This is a genomic window from Waltera sp. (assembly GCF_046969025.1).
Classification (GTDB): domain Bacteria; phylum Bacillota; class Clostridia; order Lachnospirales; family Lachnospiraceae; genus Acetatifactor; species Acetatifactor acetigignens.
The window spans coordinates 1-17,486 of record NZ_JBKVQF010000023.1 but is presented as its reverse complement, the minus strand read 5'-3'; the positions used below and the strand labels follow the sequence as shown (position 1 = coordinate 17,486).

18 protein-coding genes and 1 pseudogene are annotated in these 17,486 nt (G+C 47.7%); 7 read left to right on the top strand and 12 right to left on the bottom strand.

The annotated features are described in order from the left end of the window. Positions 1 to 6 precede the first annotated feature (6 nt). Complete coding sequence (locus ACLTOH_RS12130; protein WP_412224179.1) at positions 7 to 288, top strand: DUF1294 domain-containing protein; 282 nt, start codon at positions 7 to 9, stop codon at positions 286 to 288. A 106-nt stretch (positions 289 to 394) separates the two neighbouring features. Further along, positions 395 to 1,102, top strand: a complete 708-nt coding sequence (locus tag ACLTOH_RS12125; RefSeq protein WP_412224178.1) for a hypothetical protein — start codon at positions 395 to 397, stop codon at positions 1,100 to 1,102. 52 nt (positions 1,103 to 1,154) lie between these two features. Here the strand turns inward: ACLTOH_RS12125 and ACLTOH_RS12120 are convergent, their stop codons facing one another. The 12 genes and pseudogenes from ACLTOH_RS12120 to ACLTOH_RS12065 all read right to left on the bottom strand — a co-directional run bounded on the left by ACLTOH_RS12120 (position 1,155) and on the right by ACLTOH_RS12065 (position 12,598). Further along, positions 1,155 to 2,465: an ATP-binding protein gene (locus ACLTOH_RS12120; RefSeq protein ID WP_412224177.1), complete on the bottom strand. Its 1,311-nt coding sequence runs from the start codon at positions 2,463 to 2,465 to the stop codon at positions 1,155 to 1,157. A gap of 6 nt (positions 2,466 to 2,471) precedes the next feature. Further along, a complete protein-coding gene (locus tag ACLTOH_RS12115; RefSeq protein WP_412224175.1) occupies positions 2,472 to 3,158 on the bottom strand; it encodes a response regulator transcription factor in 687 nt (228 codons plus the stop codon). Positions 3,159 to 3,215: 57 nt separating this feature from the next. Next, positions 3,216 to 5,036 (bottom strand): Na/Pi cotransporter family protein, encoded by a 1,821-nt coding sequence (locus ACLTOH_RS12110; protein ID WP_117467285.1) that lies wholly within the window; start codon positions 5,034 to 5,036, stop codon positions 3,216 to 3,218. A gap of 404 nt (positions 5,037 to 5,440) precedes the next feature. Further along, positions 5,441 to 6,106, bottom strand: a complete 666-nt coding sequence (gene phoU, locus ACLTOH_RS12105) for a phosphate signaling complex protein PhoU (RefSeq protein ID WP_412224173.1) — start codon at positions 6,104 to 6,106, stop codon at positions 5,441 to 5,443. A 30-nt stretch (positions 6,107 to 6,136) separates the two neighbouring features. Beyond that, a complete protein-coding gene (pstB, locus tag ACLTOH_RS12100) occupies positions 6,137 to 6,895 on the bottom strand; it encodes a phosphate ABC transporter ATP-binding protein PstB (protein ID WP_022312750.1) in 759 nt (252 codons plus the stop codon). A 26-nt stretch (positions 6,896 to 6,921) separates the two neighbouring features. Then, positions 6,922 to 7,815, bottom strand: a complete 894-nt coding sequence (pstA, locus tag ACLTOH_RS12095) for a phosphate ABC transporter permease PstA (protein WP_118504108.1) — start codon at positions 7,813 to 7,815, stop codon at positions 6,922 to 6,924. Continuing rightward, positions 7,802 to 8,740: a phosphate ABC transporter permease subunit PstC gene (gene pstC, locus ACLTOH_RS12090; RefSeq protein ID WP_412224172.1), complete on the bottom strand. Its 939-nt coding sequence runs from the start codon at positions 8,738 to 8,740 to the stop codon at positions 7,802 to 7,804. The genes pstA and pstC overlap by 14 nt, the downstream gene beginning before the upstream one ends. A gap of 29 nt (positions 8,741 to 8,769) precedes the next feature. Next, on the bottom strand, positions 8,770 to 9,693 hold the full coding sequence (locus ACLTOH_RS12085; protein WP_412123814.1) for a phosphate ABC transporter substrate-binding protein: 924 nt from the start codon (positions 9,691 to 9,693) through the stop codon (positions 8,770 to 8,772). 118 nt (positions 9,694 to 9,811) lie between these two features. Continuing rightward, positions 9,812 to 10,333: pseudogene (locus ACLTOH_RS12080) on the bottom strand (N-acetylmuramoyl-L-alanine amidase family protein); the annotation flags it as partial. Positions 10,334 to 10,398: 65 nt separating this feature from the next. Continuing rightward, a complete protein-coding gene (locus ACLTOH_RS12075) occupies positions 10,399 to 11,367 on the bottom strand; it encodes an RsiV family protein (protein WP_412123815.1) in 969 nt (322 codons plus the stop codon). A 135-nt stretch (positions 11,368 to 11,502) separates the two neighbouring features. After that, positions 11,503 to 11,982, bottom strand: a complete 480-nt coding sequence (locus ACLTOH_RS12070; RefSeq protein ID WP_227734035.1) for a sigma-70 family RNA polymerase sigma factor — start codon at positions 11,980 to 11,982, stop codon at positions 11,503 to 11,505. Between the two features lie 301 nt (positions 11,983 to 12,283). Beyond that, positions 12,284 to 12,598, bottom strand: coding sequence for a hypothetical protein (locus tag ACLTOH_RS12065; protein ID WP_412123816.1), 315 nt, complete (start codon positions 12,596 to 12,598; stop codon positions 12,284 to 12,286). A 212-nt stretch (positions 12,599 to 12,810) separates the two neighbouring features. On the opposite strand from ACLTOH_RS12065, the gene ACLTOH_RS12060 reads away from it, so the two are divergent. From ACLTOH_RS12060 to ACLTOH_RS12040, 5 genes are all read left to right on the top strand, one after another. Continuing rightward, positions 12,811 to 14,343 (top strand): hypothetical protein, encoded by a 1,533-nt coding sequence (locus tag ACLTOH_RS12060; RefSeq protein WP_015573038.1) that lies wholly within the window; start codon positions 12,811 to 12,813, stop codon positions 14,341 to 14,343. A gap of 266 nt (positions 14,344 to 14,609) precedes the next feature. Then, a complete protein-coding gene (locus tag ACLTOH_RS12055) occupies positions 14,610 to 14,777 on the top strand; it encodes a hypothetical protein (RefSeq protein WP_009259853.1) in 168 nt (55 codons plus the stop codon). Positions 14,778 to 14,894: 117 nt separating this feature from the next. Then, positions 14,895 to 15,254: a DUF3847 domain-containing protein gene (locus ACLTOH_RS12050; RefSeq protein WP_412224171.1), complete on the top strand. Its 360-nt coding sequence runs from the start codon at positions 14,895 to 14,897 to the stop codon at positions 15,252 to 15,254. Next, on the top strand, positions 15,220 to 16,995 hold the full coding sequence (gene mobQ, locus ACLTOH_RS12045) for a MobQ family relaxase (RefSeq protein WP_412224170.1): 1,776 nt from the start codon (positions 15,220 to 15,222) through the stop codon (positions 16,993 to 16,995). The genes ACLTOH_RS12050 and mobQ overlap by 35 nt, the downstream gene beginning before the upstream one ends. Positions 16,996 to 17,136: 141 nt before the next feature. Then, a complete protein-coding gene (locus ACLTOH_RS12040) occupies positions 17,137 to 17,295 on the top strand; it encodes a transposon-encoded TnpW family protein (RefSeq protein ID WP_003500132.1) in 159 nt (52 codons plus the stop codon). The last annotated feature ends 191 nt before the right edge of the window (positions 17,296 to 17,486 follow it).

Sequence of the window (17,486 nt, the reverse complement as noted above, 5' to 3'; positions counted from 1 at the left end):
GTGTCTATGATAACTGCACAGACTATAATTACTGTGGTGATCCTGTATCTGGTGATCATCAATGTTGTGGGATATGTGATCATGGGTGTCGATAAAAAAAGAGCCATCCGGGGTGCCTGGCGCATCTCGGAGGCTTCTCTTTTTTTCACGGCGCTTTTGGGTGGCAGCCTGGGATGTATTCTGGGAATGCAGCACTTCCGTCATAAGACGAAGCACTGGTATTTCAAGTACGGAATGCCGGCGATCCTGGTGGTACAGGTACTGCTTTTTGCCCTTTTATTCAGGTAGGAAATATGCTATACTGACTTTATATAAATTCAGTCTTAGCCGATTTACATGCAATACAATATACGCGGAGCGAAGTTTTCCTGCGTATGTTCCGGGAGGTGTCGATATGCATATAGCAGTGTGTGATGATAATGTAGCCGACAGAAAGCAGCTGGAGCGTCTGTTAAAGCGGGAATCCGACAAAAGAGCAGCGTCTACGGGTATCATTTATACCGATTCTTTCGGTAATTCTACCTCACTGCTGTCCAATCCCATGCAATACGATGCCTTCTATATTGATATGTGTCTGACGGAAGGTACCACCGGTACGGACGTGGTAAATGCCCTCACTGCACAGGGGGTCAACGCACCCATCGTGCTGTGCTGTTCCAAGATCAATTACAGGGAACAGACCTATCCGGACAATGTCATCTTTCTGGACAAACCCATCAAAGTAGCGGAACTGGCTCAGAGCATTGATCATGCTCTGGATATTATGTCTAAGGCAGTTCCTCTCATAGAGCTTCGAGAGGATGAAGATACCATCTATGTCACCGAACCGGACATCCTCTACGCCGAAGAAGAAGGCCGGAATGTCATCGTCACCCTGAAGGACGGCCGCACCGTAAAAGTAGCCACCACCGCTATCAATTTGTTCTCTCAGATAGAGAATCACCCTACCTTCTTCGCTCCCACCGTCAAGACGATCCTTAACGGCAGATACATGGAGAAGCTGGGCTTCCGCAAAGTCATCATGTGCGATGGCAAAAAATTTGCTCTGCACAGAGACTGTGTTGCTTATGCGAAACAGCTGCTGGCGGAATATCATGCGTAAAAAAGACTCCACTCTCTCGAATGAAGTCTTAGAAAATTTGAACTCGAAGTTCTCAGAAAATCACCCGTATCGTCGTTCCTTTTCCGGGTTCACTTTCCAGTTCCAGTTCAGCGTGGCTCTTGGCGATGATATGTTTTACGATAGCAAGGCCCAGTCCTGTGCCGCCGGTGGATTTGGAGCGGCTCTTGTCCACACGGTAGAAGCGCTCGAAGATCCTCTCCTGATGCTCCTTGGAGATGCCGATGCCGGTGTCTTTTACCACCAGATAGGTATGCCCCTCTCTGGCATAGGTCTGTACATCCACACTTCCTCCCGGATTGTTATACCGGATCGCGTTATCACACAGGTTATATAAAAGTTCTTCCATCATCTGACGATTGGCTGTCACATAGCATTCCGTGCCGTTCAGCGCTATGGTCACCTTGTGTTTCTCTGCACTCATTTTCAGCATTTCCACACAATTCTGCGCCATTTCATGCAGATTCAAAAGCTCCGTATCCGCTTCCCCTTCCGTGCCATCCAGCTCTGACAAACGAATAATATCATTGATCAATGTAAGTAGACGATTTGCGCTGTTATGAATCCCGTGAGCAAAACGCACCGTATCCTGTTCGGAGGCCATTCCGGTCTCAATCAGCTCCGCATATCCTGAGATGGATGTCAGCGGAGTCTTCAGTTCGTGAGATACATTTGCACTGAATTCCTGACGCATTCTGGCATTTTTCATAATGTCCTCATGCTGTTTGCGGATCATGGTCATGAACGGTGTCAGTTCCTCATAGGTCTGCATCTCTGTACATTCCCCGATATTCTGTGCCAGTTTCTCAATGGGAGCCACCAGCTTCGTGGTCAGCACTCTGGCCGCCACCATGCACAGCACCAGCAGCACCACAAAGATCCCCACCATCATGGGCAGCGCCTGACTGAAAATGCTGTAAATGCTTCTGGCATCCTTGGACAGTCGCAGGATGCTGCCATCTTCCAGGCGGATGGCATAATAAAAGGTGGACTGGGACAAGGTCTCGGAATTCCGGACTGCTTCACCTTCGCCGTCCCGCATGGCTTCCTGGATCTCCGGACGGGAAGCGTGATTCCCCATGGCCACAGAATCTGCCTCATTATCATACAATACCTGTCCGTCACTGCCGATCAGCGTCAATCGCAGATCCGATTCCACCGGCACTCCGTTTTCCTTGATCTCTTCTACCGAAGAACAGCTTTTTAACAGGGAACCATAGCTTTTCAGATCCTCCAGCACCTGTCTGCGGAACAGATCATAATACACGACTGTGATCAGTACCATGGTAAGCAAAATCGTTACCGTGGCAATGAGGATCATCATTTTGTTAATCTTTTTCTTCATCTTCTGTTACGCTTTCTCGCCGTTCATAATGTATCCCACATTACGCACGGTCTTGATCAGACTGCCCTCTTCCTTCAGTTTCTGCCGCAGCGTCTTGATATGCATGTCCAACGTCCGGGATTCTCCCTCAAAATCGATCCCCCAGATGCGGTCCAGGATCAGTTCTCTGGTGGTCACAATGCCCGCATTGGTCATCAGAAGCTTTAACAGCTCATATTCTTTGTAGGTCAACTCCACAGGCTCCTTGCCTACCGTGACAGAATGTTTCTCTCGGTCCAGCACAATGTTCCCCAGCTTCAGCACCTTATCTTTTTCCTGACTCTTCTGACTTCTCCTGAGCATTGCCTTTACCCGGGAAATCAGTTCCATGACACCGAAGGGCTTTGTAATATAATCATCAGCCCCCAGATCCAGTCCCTTGACCTTGTCGATCTCCGTGGTCTTCGCCGTGACCATGATCACCGGCACCAGCACCGTGTCCTGTCTGGTACGCAGCTTTTTCACAATGCTCAGACCATCCTCGTCCGGCAGCATGATGTCTAATAAAATCAGATCCGGTGTGGTATCATTCAGCGCCTCATAGAAATCCATGGCGGAATCAAAACCTTTTACCTCATAGCCCACATTGGCCAGGGCAAAGGTCTCGATCTCCTGAATATTTTTGTCATCCTCTACTACATAGATCAAAGCCATCTCACAGCACTCCTCTCTGACTGTGCTTTCTCTTCTTAACTATACCTCGGTAAATCCTCACTCCGCAAGCAGTTTTGCATTCTTTTCCGCAAGACGTTCCTGCTTTGTGGGCGGTAACTGGTATTTCTCACGGCATGCCAGCACTTTGCTCTGGAAGTCCTTGTTATCTTCCTGGCGCAGTTCATCCAGGTAAGCGTGGGTATCGAATTCATCCTCATTCACCTGTACCAGACAGACTGCAATATTGGAGCAGTGATCGCTGACACGCTCAAAGTTCGTAATGACATCGGATAAGATGAAGCCCAGTTCAATGGTACATTTTCCCTTACGGAGTCTGCGTACATGGCGCTGCTTCACATCCAGGCTCAGTCCATCGATGACTTCCTCCAACGGCTCCACCTGTCTTGCCAGATTCAGATTTCCGTTCTTAAAACTGGTCATGGTAAGATCCAGCACATCGTGTACCGCTCTCTCGAATACCTTCAGTTCCTCCTGCGCCTTCTCGGAGAATACCAGCTGCTTGTCATGCATCTCCTGTGCCGCTTCCTTGATGTTGCGGGCATGATCGGAAATTCTCTCAAAATCGCCGATGCAGTGCAGAATCGTATTTAAAGTCTCACTATCCTTATTGGAAAGCTGTTTGGAACTCAATTTCACCAGATAGGTTCCCAGTTCATCCTCGAAGCGGTCCACATCCGTCTCCATCTGTGCCACCTGCTCTGCTTTCGCCTCATCGAAATTATGCAGCAGCTCCATAGCCAGATCCATGGCTTCCCTGGACTTATCCGCCATCACAGAAGCCACCAGTCTGCTCTGCTCTACGGCATAGGCAGGCTTCTCCAGGAAACGTACATCCAGTAAGCTTAAAGTCTTGTCTGTCTCGGACATTTCCTTCACGTCCTCATGGGTCGGCAGCGTCAGGCAGGCTAGCTTCACCAGACCGTTGGAGAAGGGAAGCAATACCAGCGTAGCCGCGATATTGAAGCAGCTGTGAACTACTGCGATTCCAAAAGGTGTTGCCACTTCTCCCAGAAAAGCAAAGGGATGAATGGCATTGACCGTATAGAACACTCCCAGGAACAGGATCGTTCCGATAATATTAAAATACAGATGAATCAGAGCCGCACGTTTTGCATTGCGGGAAGCACCGATACCGGAGATCATGGCGGTAACACAGGTACCGATATTCTGTCCCATGATAATGGGAACTGCTGCGCCAAAGCTTACCGCTCCGGTCATGCACAGTGCCTGCAAAATACCTACGGATGCGGAAGAAGACTGGATCACCGCTGTGAGAATGAGTCCTGCCAGCACACCGAATACGGGATTTTGGAACTCGATCAGCAGATTGGTAAACTCCGGTACCTCTGCCAGCGGTGAAACTGCCGCGCTCATGGAATCCATGCCAAACATCAGAATTGCAAAGCCCACCAGGATGGTTGCCGCATTTTTTAATTTGTCTTTATGGGAAAACAGTAAAATACCCACACCCACGATCGCTAAAATCGGGGAAAAAGAACTGGGCTTGAGCATACGGATCCAGAAAGCATCGCTCTCAATGCCCGTCAGACTTAAGATCCAGGAGGTCACCGTGGTACCGATGTTGGCACCCATGATGATACCTACTGCCTGTTTCAGACTCATAATACCGGAATTGACAAATCCGACTACCATAACAGTGGTAGCGGAGGAGGACTGGATCACACCGGTGACCACCGCACCCATGAGCACTGCCTTTAACGGGTTGTTGGTCAGTTTCTCCAGAATGCGTTCTAATCGTCCGCCAGATGCCCGGGACAGTCCGTCACCCAACAGATTCATTCCATACAGGAATAATGCAAGTCCTCCTACCATCTTCAGTAAATCAAAAAAGCTCATACTCTAATCCTCTCATTTTACATAACATACTTTACATTTTTGGTTTCTATCTACACTTTATCTTGCTTATGTAAAATGCGTTACCAGTGAATGTAAAATTTATGTAAAGTTGCAACGATGCAGAGCCATGAACTATTGTTCTATGCTCGTCAGATGCTGGCATCTGTAAGAGCATATGACAATAGTTCTTTGGCGAGCAAGCCTCAATGAGCAAAAGGAACGCTCCGCAGGAGCAGTTTTGCGAATTGGGGCTCTGCATCGTTGCTGGGATTATCAGATGCTGGCATCTGTAAGAGCATAGAACAATAGTTCTTTGGCGAGCAAGCCTCAATGAGCAAAAGGAACGCTCCGCAGGAGCAGTTTTGCGAATTGGGGCTCTGCATCGTTACCGAGATTATCGAATCCTAATACAATCTCGCACCTTCCATATCTCCGGTCATGCGGAAGATGGCCCACTCTGCGATATTTACCGCATGGTCGCCCACTTTTTCCAAATACTTTGCCATCATCAGATAATCCACCACACGATCCGCATCCAGGTTCTGCTCTCTGATAGCCTGCATCATTCCCGTTTTGACTTCGTTGAAGAGATCATCTACCACATCATCATGTTCTACTACTTTTCTTGCATTTGCCTCATCACCTTCCACAAATGCCTCCACCGAATTGTGGATCATCTCCTTGGCTTCTTCCATCATCTCCAGCAACAGATGTTCCTGTTTTCCTTCGGGATTCATGTTGCCCATACGCAGGTACAGTTCCACAATATCTGCCACATGGTCTCCGATCCGTTCAATATCCGGTACCACTTTCAGCGCTGCGGATACCAGACGCATATCTCTGGCCACCGGCTGCTGTCTGGTCAGCAGGCTCAGACACATAGCTTCTATACTTCGCTGCATATCCACCATGGTATGATCTGTATTCAACAGCGTCTTCAGAATGTCTTCTTTGTTCTCACGAATTCCATACGCCATACGGTCATAACTGATCTCCGCATGCTCTCCCATCTCAGATACTTTATTTTTCAAAGTCTCAAGATCCTGTTCAAATAATACTCTGGGTGACATCTCCCATTCCTCCTATCTTCTCATCCAAAATCATCCAAACCGTCCGGTGATGTAGTCTTCTGTCCGTTTGTCCTGAGGTCTTGCAAAGATCTCGGAGGTTGCATTTTTCTCTATGACTTCCCCTACCAGGAAAAATGCGGTGTCATCCGACACACGGGCTGCCTGCTGCATATTGTGGGTTACGATGACCACGGTGTATTTTTTCTTCAGTGTCTCCATCAGTTCCTCGATCTTTAGCGTGGAGATCGGGTCCAGTGCGGAGGTGGGTTCATCCATCAAAAGTACCTCCGGAGATACTGCCAGTGCTCTGGCAATACACAGTCTCTGCTGCTGTCCACCGGACAGTCCCAACGCGGATTTGTGCAGGCGATCCTTTACCTCTTCAAAGATAGCGGCACCCTGCAGAGAACGCTCCACGATTTCATCCAGTTCCTTTTTATTCTTGATGCCGTGCAGTCTGGGACCGTAGGCGATGTTGTCATAAATGGACATGGGAAAAGGGTTGGGCTGCTGGAATACCATGCCGACCTTTTTACGAAGCAATGTGGTATCCACCCGCTTATCGTAAATGTCCTCTCCATCCAGAATTACTTTTCCTTCGACTCTGCAGCCGTCCACCAGGTCATTCATCCGGTTCAGGCAACGTAGAAAAGTAGATTTGCCGCAGCCGCTGGGACCGATAAATGCGGTAATGGCGTGGTCTGCGATCTCCATATTTACATCTTTCAGTGCGTGGTTCTCTCCATAATGGAGATTTAAGTTTTCCACGGATATTTTACTGTTAGCCATATATTTTCTCCTTCTTGTGATTTCTCTTACTCTCGTCTCAGCTTATTCGCCGCCAGCTTGGTCAGGAGGTTCAGGATCAATACGATAATGATCAGAACACAACCGATACCGAAAGCATTATCATACTGTCCCTTCTGCATCTGTAAATACAATTCGATGGTCAGAGTACCACCAGACTCCATGGCCTTGTGAGCCAGCTTTGCCAGATTGTCTCCGAAAACTCCGGTGAACTTCGGCAGCTTGTAGTCGCTTCCCGCAGTGAACAACAGAGCCGCAGACTCTCCCACGATACGTCCCAGTGCCAGAATGATACCGGTGACGATACCTGGCATGGAAGACGGCAGAAGGATCGTCCGGATCATATGCCATTTCGTGGATCCCATTCCCAACGCACCGGTACGATAACTGTCCGGCACGGTGCGCAATGCTTCCTGCGTATTTCTTGTGATCAGGGGCAGTACCATCAATGTCAGGGTAAAGGAACCGGTGAGCAGTGAATAGCCGAAGCCCAAAGTCTCTCCGAAAAAGATCATACCGAACAGGCCGAAAATAATAGAAGGAATACCGGACAGTGTCTCCGTGGTGAACTCAATGATGGAGACCAGCTTGCCGGGTTTTGCATATTCATTCAGATAAATGGCACTTCCCACGCCGATGGGGGTCGCGATCAACAGAGTGATCACGATGATGTACAGGGTATTCAACAGGTTGCCCGCAATACCGGTGGTCTGCTTTCTGGCACTGGTCACCGTCGTTAAAAATGCCCAGTTAACGGTGCGGATGCCCTTTACGAAGACATACAGGATAATTCCCAGTAAAAGTGCCACCGCCAGTGTGGCAGAGACATAAATGGCTGCCAGCAAAAGCATGTCTGTGGGGCGTTTTCTTTTTACATATAAGGTGTCCTTATTCATTGTCATCCGCCCCCTTTTTCAGTATTTTATTCAATACGATATTGATGATCATAATAAATACAAACAGCACCAGTCCGATGGTGAACAGCACCTGTCTGTGCAGTCCGGAAGAATATCCCATCTCGCTGACAATGGCTGTGGTCAGGAATCGCACGGAGTTAAAGGGCAGGGGCACATTCACACTGCTGCCGGATACCAGTGTGATAGCCATAGCCTCACCGATAGCTCGTCCCACACCCAGAACGATAGCGGTCACAATACCGGATTTGGCTGCCGGAAGGATGGACCGGAAAATGGACTGCACATGGGAAGCTCCCAGTGCCAGAGAGGACGATTTTATTCCAGCGGGAACGGCGCGTATGGAAGTCTCGCTGATATTGATCACCGTGGGCAGGATCATGATCGCCAGTACGATCACTGCGGACAACAGGTTCGCGCCTCCGGTGAACTGGTGTGTCGTGGATCCCCGGAAGATCAGTCTTTCTAATTTATACATGAGAGGATTTAATAAATAGATTCCCAATAGTCCGTAGATAACGGAAGGGATGCCGGCCAACAGTTCTACCGCAGGCTTTACAATGGCAGCTAAGGTCTTAGGTGCCACCTCTGCCAGAAATACCGCTGTCAGTACACCGATGGGCACACCCAGTAAAATTGCCAGAGTCGTACCGACGATGGAGGTCAGAATAACCCACAGAATACCAAATTCCGGATCTGCTGCCGTCGGCATCCATTCGGTGCCGAACAGGATCTCTCCCAGACCCACTTTTAAAATGGCGGGAGTACCGCTGATGATCATATATAAGGTAATGGAAACTACCGCCAGTACGGCGAAGAAGGCACAAATGGTAAATACTATTTGTGCCACAGTTTCCACAACCGCTTTATTTTTTCTGTTTCCCATTACGGAAGCGTGTGTTCCACTATTCATCGCTTTTTTCCTTTTTCTGTGTCAGGCTATTACTTTACAGTGATCAGACCAACTTCGGAAGCAACCTGCTGTCCTTCGTCGCCCAGTACAAAGTCGAACCATGCCTGTACCAGATCGTTCTGCTCGGAGATTTCACCCTTGGTAGCCATTACGAAAGGTCTGCTTAAGAAGTAGTTACCGGCCTTGATGTTCTCTGCGGTAGCTTCTACACCTTCCAGGGAAAGTGCCTTAACGCTATCATCCAGTGCATCCAGGGAAGCATATCCGATAGCTCCGGGAGTAGATGCTACTTTAGCGATTACTGCACCGGTGCTGTCCAGTTCGTTTGCATATTTGCAGGCATCCTTCAGGTCAACCAGCTCTTCAAAAGCTCCTCTGGTACCGGAACCTGCCTCACGGCCGATTACGATGATAGGCTCATCTGCGCCACCGATTTCTTTCCAGTTGGTAACTGTACCATTGTAGATATTAGTCAGCTGCTCTTTGGTCAGATCTGCAACTTCGTTAGCGGGATCTACACATACGGCAATACCGTCGATTGCTACTACGTTCTCTACAACGCCCGCTGCCTTTTCCTCATCCTTTAAGCTTCTGGAAGAGTTACCGATATCTGCGGTTCCGTTAGTAACCGCTTCGATGCCTGCGCCGGATCCTACGAACTCAGCAGTTACGGTTACCTCAGGATATTCTTCCATGAAAGCTTCGCTCAAAGCATTGGCTAACTTCTCCATAGAAGTACTTCCTACCATGGAAATGCTGCCGGACAGATCTGCGGTGGCTTCAGCAGGAGCCGCTTCACTGCTTGCTGCCACAGTGCTTTCTGCTACGGTGCTTGCCTCTGCGGATGATGCTGTGTTTGCAGCAGCATCACTGTTACCGCATGCAACCAATGCGGTTACTGCTAATATTCCTGCTCCGATCAGAGCTAATAATTTGCTGTGTCTTACTCTCATAATAATATCCTCCATGTGTTTGTTTTTCTTTCTCTTGATTACGCAATCATACTAACATGGAGGAAATTCACATAATATCACAGTCCGGTAATTTATTTGTAAGAATTAGGTAAAATCACACGCTCTCTAAGATTCCGTCGGCAATGGCCCGGGCGATCTCGTCAAACCGGCTGTCAAAGAGTTCGTTGTCCGCATCCGTATTGATAAATCCCACTTCTACCAGCACAGCCGGCATATTTGTGCTGTTTAACACCACCAGATTCGGTCTTTCATTCACTCCCAGATTCACGAATCCCACCTGCTCCAGTCCGGCATTGATGTTGTACGCCATTCTGGCTGCCGCTCCATAGCGGTTGTAGACTAAGCTCTCCACTCCGCTGTACTGGTTCGGATAAGGACTGGAATTGCGATGGATCGAGACAAAATAATCTCCTCCCACCTCATTTCCCTCCTGTGCCTTCTGATAAGGAGACTCGTAGATATCTGTGGTCCGGGTGTAATACACATCCACTCCGTTTTCTTCTAAGACGCTTCCCACCGCCAGTGTCAGCGCCAGCGCATCCTCACTTTCTTTTCTTCCATTATAAGTGGCTCCGGGGTTCGCACCACCATGCCCCGCATCCAATACGATCAATGACATAAAAAACTCCCACATATCCTTTTGTTTCATGATATGCGGGAGTTTCCCCATTTAGATATTTTTGCTTACTTTAAAATTGCTGCCGTCACTTCCTGCGGAATTACAAATTCCGGCGCTCCCATAGAACCGGGAGCCACTTCGTATTCATCAAAGGCAATGACCAGTTCGTCCTTTTCATTAAAATAGAAGTTCGTCTGCTCCGTGATCCCCTGAAAATTGAATTCCGGCATATCGTCATTATCCAGGAAATAGATCACGCCTTCATCCGCCGCCATCTGCTCCTTCATCTGGGTCTTAATGTTCTCGCTGATCGCGGAAATATAGTCGCTCCCTTCTGCAAACAGATCTTCCAGTGTCACCACATTTCCCGTCTGTTTATCAATCGTATAAAACTGATTATGCTCGTAGCCGCTGGCTTCCGTCTCCAAAACGCTTAATTTTACGGTATAATACCTCGCATTGTCCGTAACAACCTCCTGTGTTACATGCAGACCATGGTATCCTTCCTCGGATAAGGTATCCTCGAACTGACGGATCAGTTCCTCTACCGTAGCCTCCATATCCTGGTTGACCGCTTCCACACCGTCTTCCGACAGATTTGCTACCGCAGCCTCCTGTCCGACACCTTCCACACTTCCGGCAGCTGTGCCCTCAGGAGCGGCTGCCACTTCTCCAACGGAAGCACCTTCTCCCGCATCTTCTCCATAATTGATCTGTGCAAGTTCTACTTCGGCATCATGGTTCTCATCGTTGTAATTGTACTGCCGCACTGTTACCAGCCTAAAAAAGCCACCCAGCAACGGAATATTTTCCATGGCATGGGCTATCTGCATATTGGTATTTGGCAGTGCGATCATCACGACAGCTGCCGCAGCCACCGCCGTCCATGCAGAACGCCTTCTGGCGTGCTCTGCTCTTTTTTTCTCCATCCGGGCTCTGTCGATACCTGCCTGCAGCCGTTCCCGTCCCGTTTCGGGTATTATCATATTCTCATACTCCTCTTTTAATTGCCTCAACTGTTCCTGTTCAGTCATATCTATTCTCCATCTGTCCGGTCTGTTCGGACCGGTCATGTTATCTCTTTCCATATCTCTTTTCCTGTATCTGTCTTATGTCCTGCATATATATGATGTCGGGGGCAAAATCCCACGACTTTGACTACGGATTACTCAGCCCATGCTACCCTCGAGGTTCAGCCGCAGCTTTTTCATCACCCGGTATAGCCTGCTCTTTACTGTACTCAGGTTCTCATCCAGGATCTTCGCGATCTCCTCCAGCTGCCTGTCCTCAAAAAATCGTAGGACTACGATGGCACGATCCTTTGGGTCAAGATTTTCTATTGCGCGTTTTAAATCAATATTTTCATAGATATCTTCACTTGCCGCCTGGATCTCCTCCACATCCGCACTCTCCTTCCGGCTGCGCAGGAAGCTGCACGCCTCATTGATCACGATCCGGTACACCCAGGTCTCCACGTATTGCGGCTCCTTCAGGCTGTCACTTTTTAAAATGGCTTTATAGGCTGCTTCCTGTACAATATCCAGCGCGTCCGCTTCATTATGTACATAACTATAAGCAAGACGGTAATACTTCTCATACCCTTCCGTCAGGGCACGCTCCACCGCCTGTTCTTTTTTTCTGTCCGACATATATCCTTTCCTCACTTTTGAAAACTGCATGCAATTATTTTTCGGTATTTATTGTAACACATATTCTTTTGATATATTCTACTATTTTGACGCTGTATTCCAGCAAAAAGTTTCACCGGCAAAAAATATTCCAGACTGAGTTTTTTTTCTTTTTTTCTTTTAGTTTTCTATCATTTTTGACGCAAATAAGCGGCATACGTCTCTTCATCAAGACATACACCGCTTGTCATGTTTATACTGTTACACCCTTTGCCAGTACGCTCCCACATTCCTACTTTTATTCAATTACTATGTCAGATACTTATTCTTCCTCAGAACCACTCTTTTTTCTTACATAGAATACGGCTCCAAAAACAATCAGTATAATACAGATACCTATAATAATGATTATCGTATTATTCCATGCATATTTTGAAGTGCTGTCATCTGTCTTAGGTGCAGGAATGGTTTCATCAGATTTGTTGTCTGCCTGACCGTTATCACTCATAATCTTGGCATCAACAACAATCGTGTAATCTGATGCATGGGTAAATACAAGTTCCACATTTCCATCCGGATCAATCTGTTCGGCGCTGATAAATTCCAGTTCCCCGGTCACGTTATTGATCACATCCACAGGAAGTATGGCTTTTCCGCTGGGCTGATGTTCAGCAGGAAGCCCATGAACAAGTGCAGCAGAAGAAAGAAAAATAGATGAAGAAAGCCGCCTGAGCAGAAAGAAACTGTTCGGGCGGTTTCAGCATTCGCCAGTAGATTTATTCACACTCTTGTGATAAAATTTACTACAATAAAGAGCGTGATAGCACTAATTTTATGGGGGGATGCTTAATGAATAGAATTTTGAAAAAATTTTTACAGCGGGGTGTCGATTTAAGTCCTGTGGGAGTTGAACTCCGTGAGGATAATACAAATTATTTTTGTACCCCAAAAGGGGCATCGGTTTTTGGATGGGCAGGGATAGATGGTATCCACTTCTGTTTCATTCGTGGATTTGGAGAGATGGTTTTCTCTGTCAGCCCCATGAATACTTCTCCTGATTATGTTCATCCAGTAGCTGAAAATTTTACCGACTTTCTGCGGCTTATACTGGCTTGTGGTGATGTGGCGGCAGTGGAACAAGCGTGGATGTGGAACGAAGCACAGTTTGAAGCCTTTCTCAATGAAAACCCTACAACCCAGGAACAACAGCAAACTTTATCGGAAATTTCAGAGAAGATGAATTTGTTGCCTATGGAACAACCGTGGACATATATCAAAAACCTGCAATCTTCCTTTGATTACAGTCAGATTAAATACACAGAAGATTATTACGATAATGATATGACTTCAGAGGCAGAATTGGTTGCCCCTGAATGGAAGGTCTACTTTGATGGAGATTTCTGGGGACATCGAGGTAAAGACCGTGCCGGAAAAGAGATCAAGCTGGATAAACAATTCGATTGGGCTGGATATCATTGGGTAATTCCGGCAGCTTATTCATGTAGCAAAGGACTTGTCGTTGATTTTTGTATGCGAGTTGATTCAGAAAGCATCCGTGACTTCATGAAAAAATGGAATCTGGACTGGGAAAATGACTCATGTGAAAATTTTACCCGTGAGCAACAGATGCAGATGGAATGGGAAAACCCACTTTGTTTTAACTTCAAACCTTGCTTGAAGTTAAACGAGAAAATATTACAGACAACCCATGGCTGCGCTGTGAGCTTTAATCCTTGTCTGCCAGATGGCGTTATCAATGAGTTGGAAGCAAAATGGGCAATCGACCATTATGGGCTGGATAGTACTTATGGCTGGGTCATATGCAGAGACGTATTTCCTTGGGGAACCAAGCATCACCCTGAAATCAATAAACTTTTTCTTACAATGGAGCAGCAACCAGGACAAGTTCCAGGCTCACATTTCAAAGTTCACGCACCCGGAGATTCATTTATGTTTTCCCATCCTGTTAGCGGAATAACCCATACACTGACCGTGCAGGAAATAGAACAGCAGACAGTTCCTCAAAATAGTTTTGGTTCTGATCGCTGGATTTATCCGACACATTATATTGCCATGAGTTATACACTTACCCCTGAACCGATGGAGAACATTTCGGTTTTTGACTGTGATGAAGGCGATAGACCGATAGAAGTTACACCAGACGATCATTCGTTCCGTCCAGTTGGCAGTAGTTCCTGTTTTGTTGTTGGTGTTATTGGTGGTGCAGATGGTCCGACAGCAGTTATATATGGAACAAATTCACAAGAAAAACTTCATGCTGCTTGTTCTGCTCTGCACTTTGAACCGGTTGGTGATGATGTCGAGTGGCGTATCGTGTTCAATGTTACGCAGTTTGACAAAGAAACATTCCCAATTATCTAAAAATACCCTTAGAACTCTAAGGGCGCACTTCTATACTCTCTATCGAGAGTAGTGCGTCCTGCGGAGCTTCATTCTCCGTCAGCAGAAGAAAACTGCATGACCGAGAATGTTGCGTCACTTCGTTCCGTCAAGGTGGCTACACCCCCTTGCGCCGCTAAAGCGGCTATCCCCTGTGGACTTGCCGTCCGCAAACGGTTTTGACAAACCGTTCGCCGCCAGCAAGTTTGAAAATAGTAAACGATAATTTAACAAAGGAGCGTGAGCGTATGAAAAAGATTATGTTTGGAAACAGTTTAATGCTATTGGGTATTGCTATAATGATACTTGCAGGATTAAAGGTGATATATGTAGGAACACTGTGGGTGTCGTTTCTTTTAATTATCGTGGGTTTTGTTATGGCTACGATTGGTTTTTTCGGTAAGGATAGCAAATAAATTATCTAACTGAATACAACAACCGAATACCGAAAAATAGACCGTTGACTGGTCGCAATGTGCGAAAAGTTGGCGGTCTTTTTTTATACCCATTTTCAAAAAAGGAGGTCAACCAAAATGGCAAAACAGAAAAGCCTTGAACAGCTTCGAGCTGAAAAAGAGCAAGTGGAAAAGCGGCTTGCACAGGAACAGCACAAACTGGAGCGTTTGGAGAACAGAAAGAAATATCTGGAGAAAGGCGAAAGGCAGAAACGTACCCACCGCCTTTGCAATCTGGGCGGCACGATTGAGAGCCTTGCCCCGGAGGTCAAAGATCTCACACGCACCGAAATGACAGAGCTGATGGAACACATCTTTTCTCTGTCCGAAGTCCAGCGAGCCGTCCGTCACATGGCGATTACCCACATCAGCCAAGCAAACAGAGAAAAGGAGTTGAAAGCCGATGGCACTATTTCATCTGAGCGTCACGCAGACTAAGCGAAGCGCAGGACAGTCCGCTATTGCTTCTGCCGCCTACCGTGCCGGGGAGCGATTGTATAGCGAGTATTACGGCGAATACAGCGACTACACCCGCAAGGGCGGCGTGATCTGCTCCGACATTCTCCTGCCGTCCCATGCACCGCCAGAATACGCAGACCGCCAGACCCTATGGAACGCCGTGGAAAAAGCCGAGCGTGGAAAGAACGCCCAGCTTGCATACAGCTTTGACATTGCCTTGCAGAATGAATTTTCCCTTGAGGAAAACATCGCTCTTGCAAGGCAATTTTTATTGGAGAACTTTGTAAGCCGGGGCATGGTGGTTGACTTCGCCGTACACCAGCCAGACCGGGAGGACGGCGGCATACCAAACCCGCATTTTCATGTGCTTTGCCCCATCCGCCCCATCGAGCAGAACGGCAAATGGGGACTAAAGCAACGCCGGGTGTACGAACTGGACGAGGACGGCAACCGTATCCGAGACGCAGACGGAAAGTTTGTGTTCAACGCCGTTCCCACTACCGACTGGGGCAGTCCCGAAACGCTGGAACATTGGCGTGAAGCATGGGCGGAGATGTGCAACGCCAAGTTTGCGGAGAAAGGTCTGGATGTTCGTATCGACCACCGCAGCTATGAACGGCAGGGCGTGGATTTACTTCCCACCATTCACGAGGGAGCAACCGTCCGAGCAATGGAGAAGAAAGGTATCCGCACCGAAAAGGGCGAGTTCAACCGCTGGATCAAGGCGACCAATGCCGTTATCAAGGACATCAGAAAGAAAATCTCTCTCCTGTTCGACTGGATAACGGAGATAAAAGCTGAGCTTGCCAAGCCGCAGACACCCGACCTTGTTTCTCTGCTGAACGATTATTACACCCAGCGAAAAGCCGGGGCATATTCGCAAAAAGGCAAAATCAGCAATCTGAAAGAGATGAACGAGACCTACAATTATCTCCGGGCAAACGGCATTTACACCCTTGAAGATTTGGAAAGCAGATTGCAGAGCCACCGCACCACCGTTGACGGCTTAAAGACAACGATGGACAGCCAGAACGCCCGAATGAAAGCAATCCGCAGGGACATACCGCTGACCCTTGCCGATGAACGCATAGCAAGAGCAATCCGGGAGAACAATGCCAAGCTGGTTATCATAGACCCGGTACAGGCGTTTTTAGGAGCAGATGTGGATATGAACAGAGCAAATGAAGTCCGTCCCATCTTCCGCAGTCTGGGAGATATTGCACAGGCTACCGGGTGTGCTATCGTTCTGATAGGACACCTCAACAAAGCCGTAGGAACGCAAAGCACCTACCGGGGATTAGGCTCTATCGACATTACGGCGGCAGTCCGCAGTCTGCTGTTTATCGGCAAACTGAAAGACAATCCCACAACGAGGGTGCTTATCCATGAGAAAAGCTCTCTTGCACCACCCGGACAGTCCCTTGCTTTTTCTCTGGGAGACGAGAAAGGGTTTGAATGGATAGGTGCTTATGACATTACCGCCGATGAACTGCCTGCCGGAACGGACACAGCCAAGACGGAAAGCAAGACCGCACAGGCAGAAATGCTGATACTGGAACTGCTGGCAAACGGAAAGAAAATGCCAAGTGCAGAGCTGGAAAAAGCGGTCAATGACCGAGGGATTTCCTCACGCACCATGCGAACGGCGAAAAGCCGTATCGGAGACAGGCTCATAACCGAGAAAGACGGCACAGCATGGGTTTGCTATCTCCGAAACTGACACAGGAACAAGGCAAGCGTGGCAAAGACGGCAAGGTGTTTATAGATACCTTAATGTTGCCGCCTTGCCTTGTTCCCTCATACTGACACCGCCCGATGATGAACAGTCACCGGGCATTTTTCATTTACAGGAGGATTTTGAATGAACAATACCGCAACCAACACCGCCACTTGCCCGACTGTCAGAAAGCAGATCGGCAAGACAACCTATATCGTGCGTGTGCATTTCAGCCAGACCGCCAAGGAGACGATGGAGGACAAAATCAAGCGTCTGCTGCGTGAGGAAGTCCGCAGAATGTGACTTCTTTGTGAATTTGATGAAAAAGTCCTTGACTTTTCGTCTCTGGAGTAACCTGATTGTCTTTATCCAGCCATGCAAAAATTATCTGTTCTGATTCTATCCATGTTAAGTTTTTATCCTTCTTTATCTCATCAATATTCTCCTAAATATTTTTCTAGTCATTGCAATATAAAATTGCTTATACAGTCTCT

Coding starts and splice junctions, on each gene's coding strand:
- ACLTOH_RS12130 (WP_412224179.1), top strand. CDS start 7: ATGATAACTGCACAGACTATAATTACTGTGGTGATCCTGTATCTGGTG.
- ACLTOH_RS12125 (WP_412224178.1), top strand. CDS start 395: ATGCATATAGCAGTGTGTGATGATAATGTAGCCGACAGAAAGCAGCTG.
- ACLTOH_RS12120 (WP_412224177.1), bottom strand. CDS start 2,465: ATGAAGAAAAAGATTAACAAAATGATGATCCTCATTGCCACGGTAACG.
- ACLTOH_RS12115 (WP_412224175.1), bottom strand. CDS start 3,158: ATGGCTTTGATCTATGTAGTAGAGGATGACAAAAATATTCAGGAGATC.
- ACLTOH_RS12110 (WP_117467285.1), bottom strand. CDS start 5,036: ATGAGCTTTTTTGATTTACTGAAGATGGTAGGAGGACTTGCATTATTC.
- phoU (WP_412224173.1), bottom strand. CDS start 6,106: ATGTCACCCAGAGTATTATTTGAACAGGATCTTGAGACTTTGAAAAAT.
- pstB (WP_022312750.1), bottom strand. CDS start 6,895: ATGGCTAACAGTAAAATATCCGTGGAAAACTTAAATCTCCATTATGGA.
- pstA (WP_118504108.1), bottom strand. CDS start 7,815: ATGACAATGAATAAGGACACCTTATATGTAAAAAGAAAACGCCCCACA.
- pstC (WP_412224172.1), bottom strand. CDS start 8,740: ATGAATAGTGGAACACACGCTTCCGTAATGGGAAACAGAAAAAATAAA.
- ACLTOH_RS12085 (WP_412123814.1), bottom strand. CDS start 9,693: ATGAGAGTAAGACACAGCAAATTATTAGCTCTGATCGGAGCAGGAATA.
- ACLTOH_RS12075 (WP_412123815.1), bottom strand. CDS start 11,367: ATGACTGAACAGGAACAGTTGAGGCAATTAAAAGAGGAGTATGAGAAT.
- ACLTOH_RS12070 (WP_227734035.1), bottom strand. CDS start 11,982: ATGTCGGACAGAAAAAAAGAACAGGCGGTGGAGCGTGCCCTGACGGAA.
- ACLTOH_RS12060 (WP_015573038.1), top strand. CDS start 12,811: ATGAATAGAATTTTGAAAAAATTTTTACAGCGGGGTGTCGATTTAAGT.
- ACLTOH_RS12055 (WP_009259853.1), top strand. CDS start 14,610: ATGAAAAAGATTATGTTTGGAAACAGTTTAATGCTATTGGGTATTGCT.
- ACLTOH_RS12050 (WP_412224171.1), top strand. CDS start 14,895: ATGGCAAAACAGAAAAGCCTTGAACAGCTTCGAGCTGAAAAAGAGCAA.
- mobQ (WP_412224170.1), top strand. CDS start 15,220: ATGGCACTATTTCATCTGAGCGTCACGCAGACTAAGCGAAGCGCAGGA.
- ACLTOH_RS12040 (WP_003500132.1), top strand. CDS start 17,137: ATGAACAATACCGCAACCAACACCGCCACTTGCCCGACTGTCAGAAAG.